Raw genomic sequence first — 14,355 nt, 5'->3', positions numbered from 1 at the left:
TCATCCTTTGACGGCGCCACCGGTCAGGCCGGCGACGATGTATTTCTGGGCGGCGAGGAAAAAGACGATCGCGGGCAGGATCGTCAGCGTCACGAAGGCCAGCGTCAGGTTCCACTGCGTCACGTATTCGCCCCGGAACTGCATCATCCCAAGGGGCCAGGTGAAGACATCACGCGAGTTCAGCACCACCAGCGGCAGCAGGAAGTTGTTCCAGCTTTGGACAAAGACAAAGGTGCCGACCGTCGCCAGGATCGGCGCCGACAAAGGCAGCGTGAAGCGCCAGAAGAACCGCACATAACCGCAGCCGTCGATATAGGCGGCCTCGAACAGCTCCTTGGGCAGCTGGGCAAAGAAGGTGCGAAACAGCAGGATCGCCAGCGACAGGCTGAAGGCCGTTTGTGGCAGGATCACCGCCCAATAGGTGTCCAGCAGGCCGATGTCGCGGACCTTGATGAACAGCGGCAGGATCGCGGTGGCAAAGGGGAACATCAGCCCCAGCAGCACATAGGAGAACAGCATGCGTGAGCCGAAGAAGGTGATCTGCGCAAAGACATAGGCCGCCGCCGCGCCCACGATCAGCGTCAGCACAACCGAGCCGATGGAGATCACCAGCGAATTGCCCAGATAACGCCAGAAGGCCGGGTCCGACATGATCGCGCCATAGAACTGTGTGTCCCACAGCGCGGGCAGGCCAAGCGCGTTGGTGCGGATCTCGGCGTTGGTCTTGAACCCGCCCAGCACGGTGGCCAGCATCGGCGCCAGAACAAAGCTGGCCACGATGCACAGGAACGCCAGGCGGATCAGGTTGCGCGTCAGATGTCCGCGGGTCATCCCTGTGCCCTCTTCATGAAGAGGCGCTGATAGAACAGCGCGACCGTGACGGCGCCCACGAACAGGATCACGCCAACCGCGCTGCCAAAGCCGATGTTCAGGCGGGTCAGCCCGAAGGTATAAAGGTAGGTCACGATGGTATGGGTCTGGTTCGACGGCCCGCCATTGGTCAGCGGAATGATGACGTCAAACACCTGCAGCGCGCCGATGATGGCAAAGAAGGCGCTGACAATGATCGCGGGCTTGATCGCCGGGATCTGGACATAGCGGATGACCTGCAGGCGGCGGGCGCCCTCGATCCGGGCGGCCTCGATCTGGTCCTGGGGCACGCTCTGCAGGGCGGCGATATAGATCATCATGTGAAAGCCGAAATATTTCCACACGATCACTGTCATGATCGCGGCGAAGGCCCAGTCCGGGTCCGATAGGATGAACACGTTGCCCATTCCCAGCCCCCCCGCGATGGACGCGGTGACGCCGTAATTGCCGTCAAAGATAAAGGACCAGATCAGGCCGGCGGCGACCTCGGCCAGGATATAGGGCAGGAAGAAGATCAGCCGGAACACCGCATTGGTGGGCGTCTTTTTATAGATCAGCAGCGCCAGCAGCATCGCCAGCGGCATCTGCACGATCAGCGAGATGACGACGATCTTGACCGTGTTGCCCACCGCGATGTGGAATACCGAATGGTTCAGGATGCGGTCGTAATTCTCCAGCCCGACGAAATTGCTGGGCGCGCCATAGCCGTTCCAGTTGAAGAACGAATACCAGGCGGATTCACCCAGAGGCAGCATCACGAAGACCGTGAACAGGATCAGCGCCGGGGGCAGCATGATCAGCACCGCGGTCACGCGCCCGTTGGTCAGGGCACGGCGCATGCGGACAGAGGCAGGCATTCGCCTGTCGGCGGCGGTGGTCATGCCACGCTCCTGTTCGTTGGGGCCCGTTGGTCGGGGCCTGTCGGTTGGGGGGTCAGATGGCGGGCTGTGCGGCGCCCGCCATCAGGGGGTCAGCGAAAGTCCCAGGATTCCTGGACCTGCGCCGCGGCGGCCTCGGGGGTGATGACCCCCTGCGCCAGATCGGCCGAGATGTCGTTGATGGTGGCCCCGACCGAGGCGCCCAGGAACTGATCCAGGAAGATCTGGTGATAGCTGCTGGCCGCGATGTGATCGGCCACCTGGATGTAGAACGGGTTCTGCATCTGGTCGGCGCTGCCTTCGGCGATGGGGATGAACAGCTCCTGCCGCCCGGCCTCGCGCTGGTTCTCGGCGTTCATCATGAAGGCCAGGAACTCGACCGCCTCGGGTTCGGCGCTGTTGGTCACGGCCCAACCATTGATGCCGCCAAGCGTGGCATCGGCGCCGCCCTCGGTCACCGGGTCGGCGATGGCCGGAAAGCTGAGGATCGCCAGCTGGTCGTCGGGCAACCCCTCGCCGCTGGTCGAGCGTTCGCGCATCGGCAGATAGTCCCAATCGCCCATCAGGTGGAACGCCCCCGCCCCGTCCGCGAACATGCCGCTGGCGGTCTCATAGGTGGTGCTGATGTAGCCGGGCTGGAACGGCTCCAGCTCGGTCAGGCGCTGGAACTGGCGGCCGGCGGCCATGAAGGGCTCGGCCTCGAAGCCGCCGTTCTCGCCGGCCATGGCGTCGGTGACGACCGCGGGGCCGCCCTCGCGCAGCGCCAGATAGCTCCAGTAGAAATGCAGCGGCCATTTGTCCTGTCCGCCCGCCACGATGGGCGTGACGCCCGCATCCTTCAGCGTCTGCACGGCCTCCAAAAAATCGTCCCAGGTGGCAATGGCCGCGATGTCCACGCCCGCCTGCTGGGTCAGCGCGGTGTTGGTCCAGAACACGACCTCGGTCGCGTATTGCGGCAGGCCGTATAGCTGGCCGTCCACGGAATAGGCCTGCAACCCGGCATCGGGGATGGTGTCGGCAAAGCCCTCGGGCAGCAGGGCGTCGATGGGCTGCAGGAAACCGGCCTCGACCTGCTCGACGACGGTCTGGCCGCCCCAGCTGTAAAAGATGTCGGGCCGTGCGTTCGATTGCAGCAATGTCGGCAGGCGCTGCTTGTAGGCCTCGTTCGCGACATATTCGAAGGTGACGGTCACGCCCTCGTTCTGCGCCTCGAAATCGGCGGCGATCTGCTCCAGATAGGCCTGCTGTTCGTCATTCACCGCCACGCGCAGGACGGTGATCTCGGTCTGGGCAAGGGCCGCCTGGCCGGTGACGATGGCAAGGGCGGCGGCCAGGGCCGCTGTGGGATATGTCATGGTGGTCCTCCCTCTCGCCAGCTCCTCAACCGGCGTTATTCTGACGAAGATTCGCCATTGATGACATACGTACGTCAAACAAGGACACCACGCAACAGCTTCCGAAATCGGGGCTGCATTCAGGGAAGGTTGTCGCGCAGATAGACCTCGATGCCGATGCGCGCGGCCTCGGGGTCGATGGCCCCGCCCTCGATCAGCGACTGCAGCAGGCTGACCGCGACCGATATCTCGCGCACGGGGTCCTGATGGATCACGGCATCAAAGGTGCCGTCCAGCAGGGCCTGACGGGAATGCGGTGTCAGCTCGTGGACCACGATCGAAGGGGCATCCGGGCGCGCCTGTGCCATGGCGCGCGCGACCCCGCGCGTCCCCGCGCCCAGGCTGTAGATGCCGACGACATCCGGTGTCCGCGCCAGCAATTCGGCCAGTTGGGCTGCCACGATATCCTGGTCGTCGAACCCCTCCAGCGGCGGCAGGACGCGCTGATCGGGGAATTCCTGGCGCAGCACCTGCTCGAACCCAAGCCTGCGTTCGGCGTGGTCGCGCACCAGCATCGACCCCGCGACCGTCACGATACTGCCCGTCCGTCCCCGGCAGAATCGCCCCAAAAGGCTGGCTGCGGTGCGCCCGGCCTGCACATTGTCGATGCCGACGAAATGCTGGCGCCGCGACGATGGCAGGTCCGATACCAGCGTCACCACCGCAACGCCCCGGTCGCGCAAGGCGGCCAGCGCCGCACGCACGGCCGCGGAATCCGTGGCCACCACCGCCACCCCATCCGTCTGCGCCGGGTCGATCGATTGCAGCGCCCCGGCCAGCGCCGCGTCATCGAACGGAGGAACGGTCGTCACGGAAATCGCCGTGAACTCCCACGCCTCGGCGCGCGCCCCGATCTCGCGCTCCAGCCCGCGCATGAAGCTGTTGCCCCCCGCAGGCAGGACGAACAGCAGGCGGTACTGGCGACGGCGTGCCAGATTGGCGGCGGCGATGTTGCGTTCGTATCCCAGTTGCTGCATGGCCTCGGCCACCCGCGCCCGCGTCGCGCGGCGCACGCCCTCGCGGTCGTTCAGCACCCGATCGACGGTCGAGAGGCTGACACCGGCAATGCGGGCGACGTCGTGGATGGTGGGGCGGGACATGGGCTGCTGCAACCGTATTCTGGGGTCGTTCTGATCTGTTCCGGGCAGCGTAAATCAAACCCCGCGCGGGCAACAGGGCCTTTCTGGCGCAACCGCGGCGGGGGTCAATCCACCGACAGCGCCGTTCCGACCAGCGCGCCTTCGGTCGCGCCGACGATCCCTGCGGCATTGGCCTCGTCGGTGTCGATATGCAGTTCCGTGACGGTGCCGGGGGCCACGCGGACCAGCACGCGATCCAGGATCAGGCTGCGCGCCGACCCGTCTGCCAGGCGCAGCTGCACCAACGCGCCGTCCTGCAGGCCCATGGCGCGCGCATCCTCAAGGTTGGTGTGGATGTGGCGCGCGACGACGATCAGCCCGTCGCTGTCCAGATGCCCCGCCGGACCGATGAGCCGCACGCAGGGTGTGCCGTCCAGCGCGCCACTGTCCCGCAGCGGCGCGTCCACGCCCAAGGCAAAGCTGTCGGTGCGCGACACCTCGATCTGGGTGCGCGCGCGCAGCGGGCCCAGAATCGCCACCCGCTCCAGCCGTCCCTTGGGCCCCTCCAGCACCAGGCGTTCCTGCGCGACCCAGTTGCCGGGCTGGCGCAGGGGCGTGCCGGGGGTCAAGCGATAGCCCGGGCCGAACAGCGCCTTTACCGCGGGCGCGGACAGGTGGACATGACGTCCCGACACGGCCACCGGAATGGGGCGCGGCACGGCGGGCGGGCGGGCCAGCAGCCGGCGCACCTCGCGCGCGATCATGCGCTGTTCGGCGGTCTCGGTCACGATGACCGCGACGCGGCTGCCGGGCCCCTGGATCTGCGGGGCGGCCTGATCGGACAGGTCCGGGGCGCGGTTCAGATCCTCATCCAGGATCAGGCCCAGAAAGCCCAGCCCGTCACAGATCCGCCGCCGCATCGTGGCCGAGTTCTCTCCGATGCCGCCGGTAAAGACGACCGCGTCCAGCCCGCCCATCGCCGCCGCATAGGCCCCCAGATACTTGCGCGCGCGATAGGCATAGAGGGTGATCGCGCCCTGCGCCGCCGCATCGCCCGCCGCGGCCCGATCCTCGACATCGCGCATGTCGGCGCTGCCCGCCAGCGCCATCAGGCCGCTGTCGGCATAGAGCGCGGCCTCGATCTGCGGGATCTCCAGGCCCAGTTCCCGCTGCAAAAAGCCGAAGGCGCCGGGGTCGATATCGCCCGACCGCGTGCCCATCACCAGCCCCTCCAGCGGGGTCATGCCCATCGAGCTGTCGATGCTGCGCCCGTATTGCACCGCGCAGGCGCTGGCCCCGTTGCCCAGATGCAAGCTGATGATGCGCAGCTCGGACACGGGGCGGCCAAGCGCCTCGGCCGCGCGTTCGGCCACGTATTTGTGGGACGTGCCGTGAAAGCCGAACCGCCGCAGGCCCGCCTGACGCCAGGCCTCGGGGACCGCATAGGTCGTCGCCCGCGCCGGATTGGTCAGGTGAAAGCTGGTGTCGAAGACCGCGACCTGCGGCAACTCCGGCCACAAATCGCGCGCCATCCGCACCGCCCGCAGCATCGCCGGGTTGTGCAGCGGCGCCAGCGGGGTCAGCGCGTGGATGCGCGCCACAGCCGCATCGTCGATGCGCGCGGGGCCGGTGAACCCGGTCCCGCCATGCGCCAGCCGGTGACCGACCGCCGCGATGCCCGCGACGCCCCGGTCGGACAACAGCGCGGGCACCGCCGCGATGGCCGCGCGCAGATCCGTCTGCGGCGCTCGGCGCAGGGCCCCCGCCACCGTCAGATCGCAGCCGTCAGGCCCGAAGCGGTCAAAGCCCGCCTTGAACACCTGCCGTTCGTCATCAAAGACGCCCAGCTTCAGGCTGGAGCTGCCGGCGTTGAACACAAGGACTTTCATGCGGATTCTCCTGTCGGGTTGCGCCGCCACAAGGCGGCGGCGCGTTTGTCCATCTCCAGAACGGCCAGCAGCAGCACCCCGGCCCCCACGCAGGCTGCCAGCTGGCCCAGGCCGAGGGGCGCGGTGCCGAACAGCGTCCTCAGCGGCGGCGCATAGGTCAGCAGCGCCTGCAACGCCACCACCACGGCCAGCGCGATCAGGACCGCAGGCGTGCCCCGCGCGCCCTGCAGCGTGGCCGACGTGCCGTGACGGTAGCGGACCGAGAACAGATAGAACACCTCCATCGCCACCAGCGTGTTGACCGCCATGGTCCGCGCGACGTCCAGATCCGCGCCCCAGGCCATCGCCGCCTGGAACTGGCCAAAGATCCCCAGGGTGAACAGGACCGACACCAGCATCACCCGCCACAGCACGAAGCGCGACAGGATCGGCGCATGGGCGGGGCGCGGCGGGCGGGCCATCACGCCGCGCTCTGGCGGCTCGAAGGCCAGGGCCATCGCCAGCGCGACCGAGCTGAGCATGTTGACCCACAGGATCTGCAGCGGGGTGATCGGCAGGATCAGGCCGAACAGGACGGCGACGATCAGGCTCATGCTTTCGCCGCCGTTCACGGGCAGCAGGAAGGCGATCACCTTCTTGAGGTTGTCATAGACCGTGCGCCCCTGGCGCACCGCCTCGGCGATCGAGGCGAAGTTGTCATCGGCCAGCACCAGGTCGCTGGCCTCGCGCGCGGCCTGCGATCCCTTCTGGCCCATCGCGATGCCCGCATCCGCGCGTTTCAGCGCGGGCGCGTCGTTCACCCCGTCGCCGGTCATCGCGACGACCGCGCCGGGCGCCTGCAGCGCCATGACCAGCCGCAGCTTGTGTTCGGGGCTGGTGCGGGCAAAGATGTCGGTGCGGTCCGCCGCCCCCATCAGCGCATCGTCGTCCAGCGCGTCGATATCGGCGCCGGTCAGCACCCGGTCCGGGCGGGCCAGCCCGATCTGGCGGCCGATGGCGGCGGCGGTGCCCGCATGATCGCCGGTGATCATCTTGACCGCGATGCCCGCGCGGCGGCAATCGGCCACGGCGGCGATCGCCTCGGGGCGGGGCGGGTCGATCAGGCCGACCAGCCCGACCAGCACCAGCCCGCCGTCCAGATCGTCGTGATCCAGCGTTGCCGCGTCATGCGGCTTGTGCGCCAGCGCCAGCACGCGCATGCCCTGACGGGCGATGGCCTCGGCCCGGTCCTCCCATGCGGGGCGGTCCAGCGGGCCGTCCCGGCCCAACGCCCGGTCACAGCGCGCCAACAGCGCCTCGGGGGCGCCCTTGGCCAGGATCATCCCCTGATCCAGCACCGCCATATAGCGATAGCGCGCATCGAAGGGGATCGCGGCGCGGGGCGCGGGCCGGTCGCGCCAGTCGGCACCCAGCTTGCCTGCCAAGGCCAGCAGCGCGCCCTCCATCGGGTCGCCCTCGACCCGCCAGGTGCCGTCGTGGCGCAGCTGGGCGGTGTTGCACAGCGCCGCGATCCGGCCAAGGGCGGGCCAGGCCGGGTCATCGGCGCCGCCAACCGTGCCTTCGGGGGTATATCCGTCGCCCGCGACATCGGCGTCGCCGCGCGCGGTGGCGATGCGGGTCACGACCATCTCGTTGCGGGTCAGCGTGCCAGTCTTGTCCGAACAGATGACCGAGACCGCGCCAAGCGTCTCGATCGAAGGCAGGCGGCGGATGATCGCGTGCCGCCCGGCCATCCGCTGCACGCCGATGGCCAGCGTGACGGTCAGCACCGCGGGCAGACCCTCGGGGATGGCCGCGACGATCAGGCCCACGACAACGATGAACGCCTCGGCAAAGGGGGTGCCGCGCAGCAGCGTGGTAAAGGCCAGCACCAGAGCCGCGACGACCAGCACGAACCCGGTCAGGACGCGGGCAAAGCGGCTCATCTGCGCGATCAGGGGCGTGGTCAGCACGGTGACCGACTGCATCATATGGCTGATCTGGCCGATCTGGGTGGCCGCCCCCGTGGCCACGACCACGCCGGTCCCGGTGCCCTGAGCGATCATCGTACCGCTGAACGCCATCGCCGCGCGATCGCCAAGCGGCGCGCCGACAGCCACCGGCACCAGCCCCTTGCGCACCGGCAGGGATTCACCGGTCAGCATCGCCTCCTCGGCGGTCAGGTTCGCCACCGCGATCAGGCGCAGGTCGGCGGGCACGCGGTCGCCCGCCTCGATCAGGACGATGTCGCCCGGCACCAGATGCGCCGCGTCCACCGACAGGCGCGCCCCGTCGCGCAGGACAGCCGCGCGCGGCGCCAGCATGTCGCGCAGCGCCTCCAGCGCCTGTTCGGCCCGCCCCTCCTGGACAAAGCCGATGACCCCGTTCACCACCACCACCGCCAGGATCACGCCCGTATCGACCCAGTGACCCAACAGCGCCGTGATTACCGCCGCCAGGATCAGCACCACGATCAGCAGGTTCGCGAATTGCCGCGCCAGCCGGGCCAGCGCCGAGGGGCGGGGCGGTTCGGGCAGCCGGTTCGGCCCGTGGCGCTCCAGCCGGGCTGCGGCCTCAGCGGCGCTCAGCCCGGCATCATCTGTCCCAAGCGCCTGCAGAACCGCATCCGCGGGCATGGCCCAGGGGTCCAGATCCCCTGCCAGCGGCCCGCCCGTCATGGCGCGGTATATCCGCCATCGACCAGGTGATAGCTGCCGGTGACAAAGCTGGCCCGGTCCGACAGCAGAAAGCAGGTCAGCGCCGACACCTCGGCCGGGGTGCCGATGCGCCCCATCGGATGCAGCGCGGCCAGACCGGCCAGCGCCTCGGGCGACAGGTTGGCCGACAGCAGCGGCGTGTCGATGAAGGCCGGGCCCACGGCATTGACCCGCACCCCCCGGGCCGCGTATTCCATGGCCGCCGTCCGCGTCAGGCCAAGCAGCGCGTGCTTGGCCGCGACATAGGGCGCGGCATTGGCAAAGCCCACCGACCCCAGGATCGAGGACATGTTGACGATGGACCCGCCGCCCGCCCGCTCCATCGCGGGGATCTGCCAGCGCATCCCGTAGAAGACGCCGTTCAGGTTGATGTCGATCACCCGCCGCCACTCGTCGGCAGGGTATTCGCCGGTGGGCAGGCTGGGACCGCCGATCCCGGCATTGTTGACCGCCATGTGCAGACCGCCCCCCTCGGCCTCGGCGCAGGCGACCAGGGCCTTCATCGCGGCCTCGTCGGCAACATCGGCGGCAAAGGCGCGGGCGGTGCCCCCAGCGGCCTCGATCTGCTGGACGACAGCGTGGCAGGCCCTGTCCTGCAGGTCGCTGACGATGACCCGCGCGCCCGAACGCCCCAGTTCCAGGGCGATCTCGCGGCCGATGCCCGATGCGGCGCCGGTCACGATGGCCGTGCGGCCGCAAAAGTCGAAACGGATATCCGTCATGTGTCTGCTCCTTCTGAAGGCGAACCTTGAGGGGCGACGATGACAGACCCGGACCGGCCCCGCCTTGACCTATGTCAGGGCGGGGCCTGCGATCATGCCGGGGTCAGCGCATCGCGCCGATCGACCAGAACAGCGTCTCGCCCGAGGCGTCCTGCACGCCGTCATTGTCGGTCACGACCCAGCCCGTGCCATCCGCGTCGATGGCGAACCCCTCGACCTTGTCCTGGACATAGCCGTTCAGCGCGCCCAGATCGGGGATCAGGTCGCGCACCAGCGCCTTGGTGACCACCGGCAGCGGACCGTCCAACGGCGCGGGGTCCAGCTCGGACAGCGCCACGCGATACAGCGCCTTGGTGGCGGCCGCGTCGCCGATCTGGTTGTCGCGTTCCAGGACATAGGCCCAATCGCCGTCCAGCGTGATCTCGGACAGGCCCATCCAGGCGCCATCACCGGGGGTCTCCAGCGGGTAATGCACCGCGCCCCAGCCTTGCGTCGCGGTGTCATAGGCCAGCAACTTGACCATGCCCGCCGGGTCGTCGCCCCATTCGCGCTGCACGGCCATCCACAGAACGTCGCCCTGCACGGTGATGCCCTCGATGCCAAAGCGCGTCTCATGCGCCAGCAGTTCGGCGGGCAGGGCGATCTCCTCCTGGATCTCGCCCGCGGCATCGACGCGATAGACGGCATGCGGCACCAGCCGGTCGGCGCGCCCCTCCGAGGCCAGCCAGAACCCGCCATCGGGCCCCAGGGCGATCCCCTCCAGGTCCAGCTTCTGGGCGGGCTGGCCCATGCGGGTCACGACGCGGCGTTCGGTGATGCGGGCGGGCGTCTGCGTGGCGTCGATGGTCAGGATCGCGGGCGCCATTGCATAGACGCTGTCGGTCACGGCATAGAGGATGCCCGGGCGGTCGGCATCCGCGACCAGGCCCGACAATGCGCCCCAGCCAATCCCGTCCTCGGCCGTGATCATCGGATAGGCGGCGGGGGCGTCCTGCCATTCATAGATCATCACATGGCTGCCCGCCGCCCCTTCCGCACGCCCGTCGAATTCGTTCGCGCTGGCGATCAGGTTGCGCGCGGGGATGGCCACGATCCCCTCGGGGCCGATCCCCGAGGGCAGCAGCTGATGCAGCCGCGGCGCGGTCACGTCCGAGACGTCATAGACCCCGATGACCGACGCACGCTCGGCCGCGACAAAGACCATCGGGATGCCGCCGAAGGTGCCGGTCTCCATCCCCTCGGGCTCTGCGCCCTTGGTGTGGCTGCGGTGTTCGGGGTAATGCCCGATCGCCGCAATGGCCTGCTCAAGGCTGTTGCCCGCGTCCCAGACCAAGGTCCCGTCGCGGTGAAAGACCGACCAGCCGCGCGTGCCGCCCTTCCAGTCGCCCTCATTGGCAAAGGCCACGTGATCGGCGTCGATCCACTTGACGGCATCGGGCTCTCGCGGCGCGGCGGGCTTGCTGCCGGTGAAATCCAGCGCGCCGTCGCGGGCCGTGTCGATGCCGTCAAGCGCGACCTCGCCCGCCGAAAAATGCGACGCGACGGTGCCGTCGGCGCCGATGATCACGATGTGGTTGTTCTCCTGCAGGGTGACGACGATCTCTCCGGCATCGTTCACGTCCACGAATTCCGGCTCGGGGTCCTCGGGGTGGATGTCGGCCAGCCCGGTCATCTCGATCACCTGCAGGGCCGCGCAATCGACCGCGCCGTCCACGACCGGCAGCTTGACGACAAAGCCCGGGGGCATCTGCGGCAGGCCGCCGTCGCCCAGATCCTCGTCACGCTCGTTCTCGATGGCCACGGCCAGAAAGCTGCCGTCGGGGGCCTTGGCGACCGCGTCGGGCTGTCCGTCCAGATCGCATTCGGCCACGACCGCCATCGTCGCCGGATCGACCGTCGCCAGCCTGCCCGAGGGGGCGGTATAGCTGTCCGACGTGTTGACTCCGGCAAAGACCCTGTCGCCCACAAAGACGGCGGTCGTCGGCTCTCCGCCCATCTCGACCTGGCCCAATGCGCGCGGGGCATGCGGGTCGGTGATGTCGATCAGCCCGATCACCCCAAGCGGACTGTCGGTATAGACCAGCGTCATCCCATCCTGGGAGGCCGAGATGATCTCGGCCGAGGATTCGCGCGCGACATCGTCGCCATCCGCCATGGTGGCAGTGACGGGCAGGGTCGCGATGCGGTTGAAATGCGGCTCGGCCAGGGCCGGGACGGCGGCGACCAGCGCCAGGAGAGAGACGAAACCGGTGATGGGGGCGGACATGGAACCTCAGGGGCGGTGTGGATGATGGCGGGACGTTAGGGCCGCCGCATAACAAACCCGTGACAGCGAGCGGCTTTTCTGCCCCACCGGGCCGTGCCGCCGCCCGGCTGATGGCAGGGTGATTTGCCCCGGCCCCGCCCGCCGGTCTATGCTGACCGCGACCATCCCAGCCAGAAAGGGCCGCCCATGCCGTCGATCCGCCTTGCCCTTCTGGCCCTTCTGCTGCCCTGCGCGGCGGCCGCGCATCCGCATGTGTTCATCGATGCCGCGCTGACGCTGCGCTATGACGCCCAGGGGCGGCTGACCGCCATCGAGGAAAGCTGGGCCTATGACGAGCTGTATTCCCTGCTGATGCTGTCCGAGGTCGGAACGCCCGGACCGGGCGGCTTTGCCGCCGATCAGCTGTCCCGCCTGCAGCGCCAGGATGCCGCGTGGGACCCGGTCGCGGGGGGCGTGCTGGCCGTCACGGCGGCGGGCGGATCGGTGCCCACCCTGCCCCCCCGCCCCATCGCCATGGGGCTGGAGGGCGACCGCATCGTGTCGCGCCGTCTGCACAGCCTGGCCGCGCCGGTGGCGGGGGCGGTTCCAGTGACGATCCGGGTGTTCGACCCGACCTATTACGTGGCCTTTTCCATGCCGTCCCAGGTGGTCATCCAGGGCCGCGCCGGATGCACCGCCGCCCTGCAAGGCACCGAGGCGCCGGGCGACACGGGAACCGGCGCCCTGCGCGCGGCCTTGGCCCGCGAAATGCGCCGCACCGCGCCGGGCGATGTCCAGATCGATTTCGGCGCCTTCAGCGACGACAGCATCCGGGTCCGCTGCGCGGGCTGACGCCTGCCTGCGATCCGGGCAGGACGATCCGACCGGGCGCGGTTCGCGGAACAACCGCCCGCCTGCGCCGTTGGCCCCGTGGTGCCGGCCCCCGTGCCCGCCCGTCCGACCGCCACGCCTGTCCGGTTCCACCGCCTGTCCGGGTGTGGCGCATGCCTGTTCCCCCCGGCCGCCCCCGTGCGGTCGCCGCGTTCGGAGACACGATGCCCCCCTGGACCCAAACGACCGCCATCTTTCTGCTGGCCCTGGCCTTTTCCTGGGTCGCCTGCTTTGTCATCTATCGCCTGGCCCTGACCCGGCTGGTGCGCGACACGGTCTTCTGGCGGCCGCTGCTGGCGCGCACGCGCGGGCCGGTGCAGCTTCAGCTGATGATCATGGCGGCGTCCTTTGCCGCCAACACCGTCCCCCTGCCCTGGGAGGAGGGGCGCGTGCTGCGCCATCTGCTGCTGATCGCCTTCATCGCCTGCACGACATGGGTGCTGAGGACCGCGCTGGAGATCTGGATGCAGCTGCACCTGCGCCGGTTCCGCATCGACGTCGAGGACAACCTGCTGGCGCGCAAGCATGTCACCCAGGCCCGCATCCTGCAGCGCGTGGGCACGACCGTGATCGTCGTCATCGGCGTCAGTGCCGCGCTGATGACCATCGAAGGCGTGCGCCAATACGGTGTCAGCCTGCTGGCCTCGGCGGGGGCTGCGGGCATCGTCGTGGGCTTTGCGCTGCAGCCGGTGCTGCGCAACGTCTTTGCCGGGCTGCAGCTGGCGCTGACCCAGCCCATCCGCATCGACGACGCCGTGATCGTCGAGGGCGAATGGGGCAATATCGAGGAAATCACCGCGACCTATGTCGTCGTCCGCATCTGGGACCGGCGGCGCATGATCGTGCCGCTGAACTATTTCATGGAGCAGCCCTTTCAGAACTGGACGCGCAGTGACGCGACGCTGATCGGGGTGGTGCTTCTCTATGTCGATTTCGCGGTGGACACGACCGCCCTGCGGGCCGAGGCCGAACGCGTGGTCCGAGCCTCTCCGCTGTGGAAGGGCGATGTCTTTGCCCTGCAGGTGACCGATTTCCGCGAACGCGAGGCCGAGATCCGCATCCTGGCCGACGCCACCAATGCGGGCCGCGCCTTTGATCTGCGCTGCCATATCCGCGAGGCGCTGCTGGACTATCTGCAACGCGAACAGCCCCACGCCCTGCCCCGCACCCGCAACGCGGTCGAGGTCGCGGCCCCCGCCTGATGCGGGCGCCGGGGCGTACGGCCCTATCGCTTGATATGCACCGCGCCATAGGCAATGGCGACGAACCCGCCGCCGATCAGGTTGCCCAGGGTTGCCGCGACGATGTTGCGCAGCACGCCGCCCAGGCCGATCACCGCAGGCTGATCCATGACGAATTGCAGCATATAGGCATAGGGCAGCAGATACATGTTGGCGACCGAATGCTCCAACCCCGCGGCCACAAAGGCCGCGATGGGCAGCAGCAGGCCGACGATCTTTTGCGTCACGGTGTGGCCCGCATGGGCCATCCAGACGGCCAGACACACCAGCATGTTGGCCAGCACCCCGCTGGCCAGCAGCGCGACAAACGACTTGTCGGTCTTGGTGACCCCCAGATCCAGCGCGGCGCGACCGACGGCGCCGTCGCCGCCCTGATGCACGCCGGCCAACAGCACCAGCACCGCCAGGCACAGCGAGCCCGCGAAATTCGCCAGATAGACCACCGACAGG

Annotated in this window: 11 protein-coding genes; 2 read left to right on the top strand and 9 right to left on the bottom strand. The window is 68.7% G+C overall.

The features are described from left to right. The 8 genes from ABS73_RS13125 to ABS73_RS13090 all read right to left on the bottom strand — a co-directional run bounded on the left by ABS73_RS13125 (nt 1) and on the right by ABS73_RS13090 (nt 11,794). A complete protein-coding gene (locus tag ABS73_RS13125; RefSeq protein ID WP_277021446.1) occupies nt 1–831 on the bottom strand; it encodes a carbohydrate ABC transporter permease in 831 nt (276 codons plus the stop codon). Continuing rightward, a complete protein-coding gene (locus tag ABS73_RS13120) occupies nt 828–1,751 on the bottom strand; it encodes a carbohydrate ABC transporter permease (protein ID WP_277021444.1) in 924 nt (307 codons plus the stop codon). Before ABS73_RS13120 ends, ABS73_RS13125 begins: the two co-directional genes overlap by 4 nt. Before the next feature lie 89 nt (nt 1,752–1,840). Further along, nucleotides 1,841–3,103, bottom strand: coding sequence for an ABC transporter substrate-binding protein (locus ABS73_RS13115; RefSeq protein WP_277021441.1), 1,263 nt, complete (start codon nt 3,101–3,103; stop codon nt 1,841–1,843). 119 nt (nt 3,104–3,222) lie between these two features. Further along, complete coding sequence (locus ABS73_RS13110) at nt 3,223–4,242, bottom strand: LacI family DNA-binding transcriptional regulator (RefSeq protein WP_277021439.1); 1,020 nt, start codon at nt 4,240–4,242, stop codon at nt 3,223–3,225. Between the two features lie 104 nt (nt 4,243–4,346). Then, nucleotides 4,347–6,110: an acetate/propionate family kinase gene (locus ABS73_RS13105; RefSeq protein ID WP_277021437.1), complete on the bottom strand. Its 1,764-nt coding sequence runs from the start codon at nt 6,108–6,110 to the stop codon at nt 4,347–4,349. After that, on the bottom strand, nt 6,107–8,767 hold the full coding sequence (locus tag ABS73_RS13100; RefSeq protein ID WP_277021434.1) for a cation-translocating P-type ATPase: 2,661 nt from the start codon (nt 8,765–8,767) through the stop codon (nt 6,107–6,109). Before ABS73_RS13100 ends, ABS73_RS13105 begins: the two co-directional genes overlap by 4 nt. Further along, the gene (locus ABS73_RS13095; protein ID WP_502686059.1) at nt 8,764–9,528 is read right to left on the bottom strand and encodes an SDR family NAD(P)-dependent oxidoreductase; all 765 of its coding nucleotides are present in this window, start codon (nt 9,526–9,528) and stop codon (nt 8,764–8,766) included. The genes ABS73_RS13100 and ABS73_RS13095 overlap by 4 nt, the downstream gene beginning before the upstream one ends. A 103-nt stretch (nt 9,529–9,631) precedes the next feature. Then, nucleotides 9,632–11,794, bottom strand: a complete 2,163-nt coding sequence (locus ABS73_RS13090; RefSeq protein WP_277021432.1) for an esterase-like activity of phytase family protein — start codon at nt 11,792–11,794, stop codon at nt 9,632–9,634. 186 nt (nt 11,795–11,980) lie between these two features. Between ABS73_RS13090 and ABS73_RS13085 the strand changes: the two genes are divergently transcribed. Then, nucleotides 11,981–12,625 (top strand): DUF1007 family protein, encoded by a 645-nt coding sequence (locus tag ABS73_RS13085; RefSeq protein ID WP_277021429.1) that lies wholly within the window; start codon nt 11,981–11,983, stop codon nt 12,623–12,625. Between the two features lie 152 nt (nt 12,626–12,777). After that, a complete protein-coding gene (locus ABS73_RS13080) occupies nt 12,778–13,866 on the top strand; it encodes a mechanosensitive ion channel family protein (RefSeq protein ID WP_286693497.1) in 1,089 nt (362 codons plus the stop codon). 23 nt (nt 13,867–13,889) lie between these two features. On the opposite strand, the gene ABS73_RS13075 is transcribed toward ABS73_RS13080, so the two are convergent. After that, the coding region (locus ABS73_RS13075) for a formate/nitrite transporter family protein (protein WP_286693496.1) at nt 13,890–14,355 on the bottom strand (466 nt) is incomplete at its 5' end.

The organism is Paracoccus sp. SCN 68-21 (assembly GCF_001724535.1).
Lineage (GTDB): Bacteria > Pseudomonadota > Alphaproteobacteria > Rhodobacterales > Rhodobacteraceae > Paracoccus > Paracoccus hibiscisoli.
Note: the sequence above shows the minus strand (reverse complement) of the source record. Positions and strands in the feature narration are given on the sequence as shown.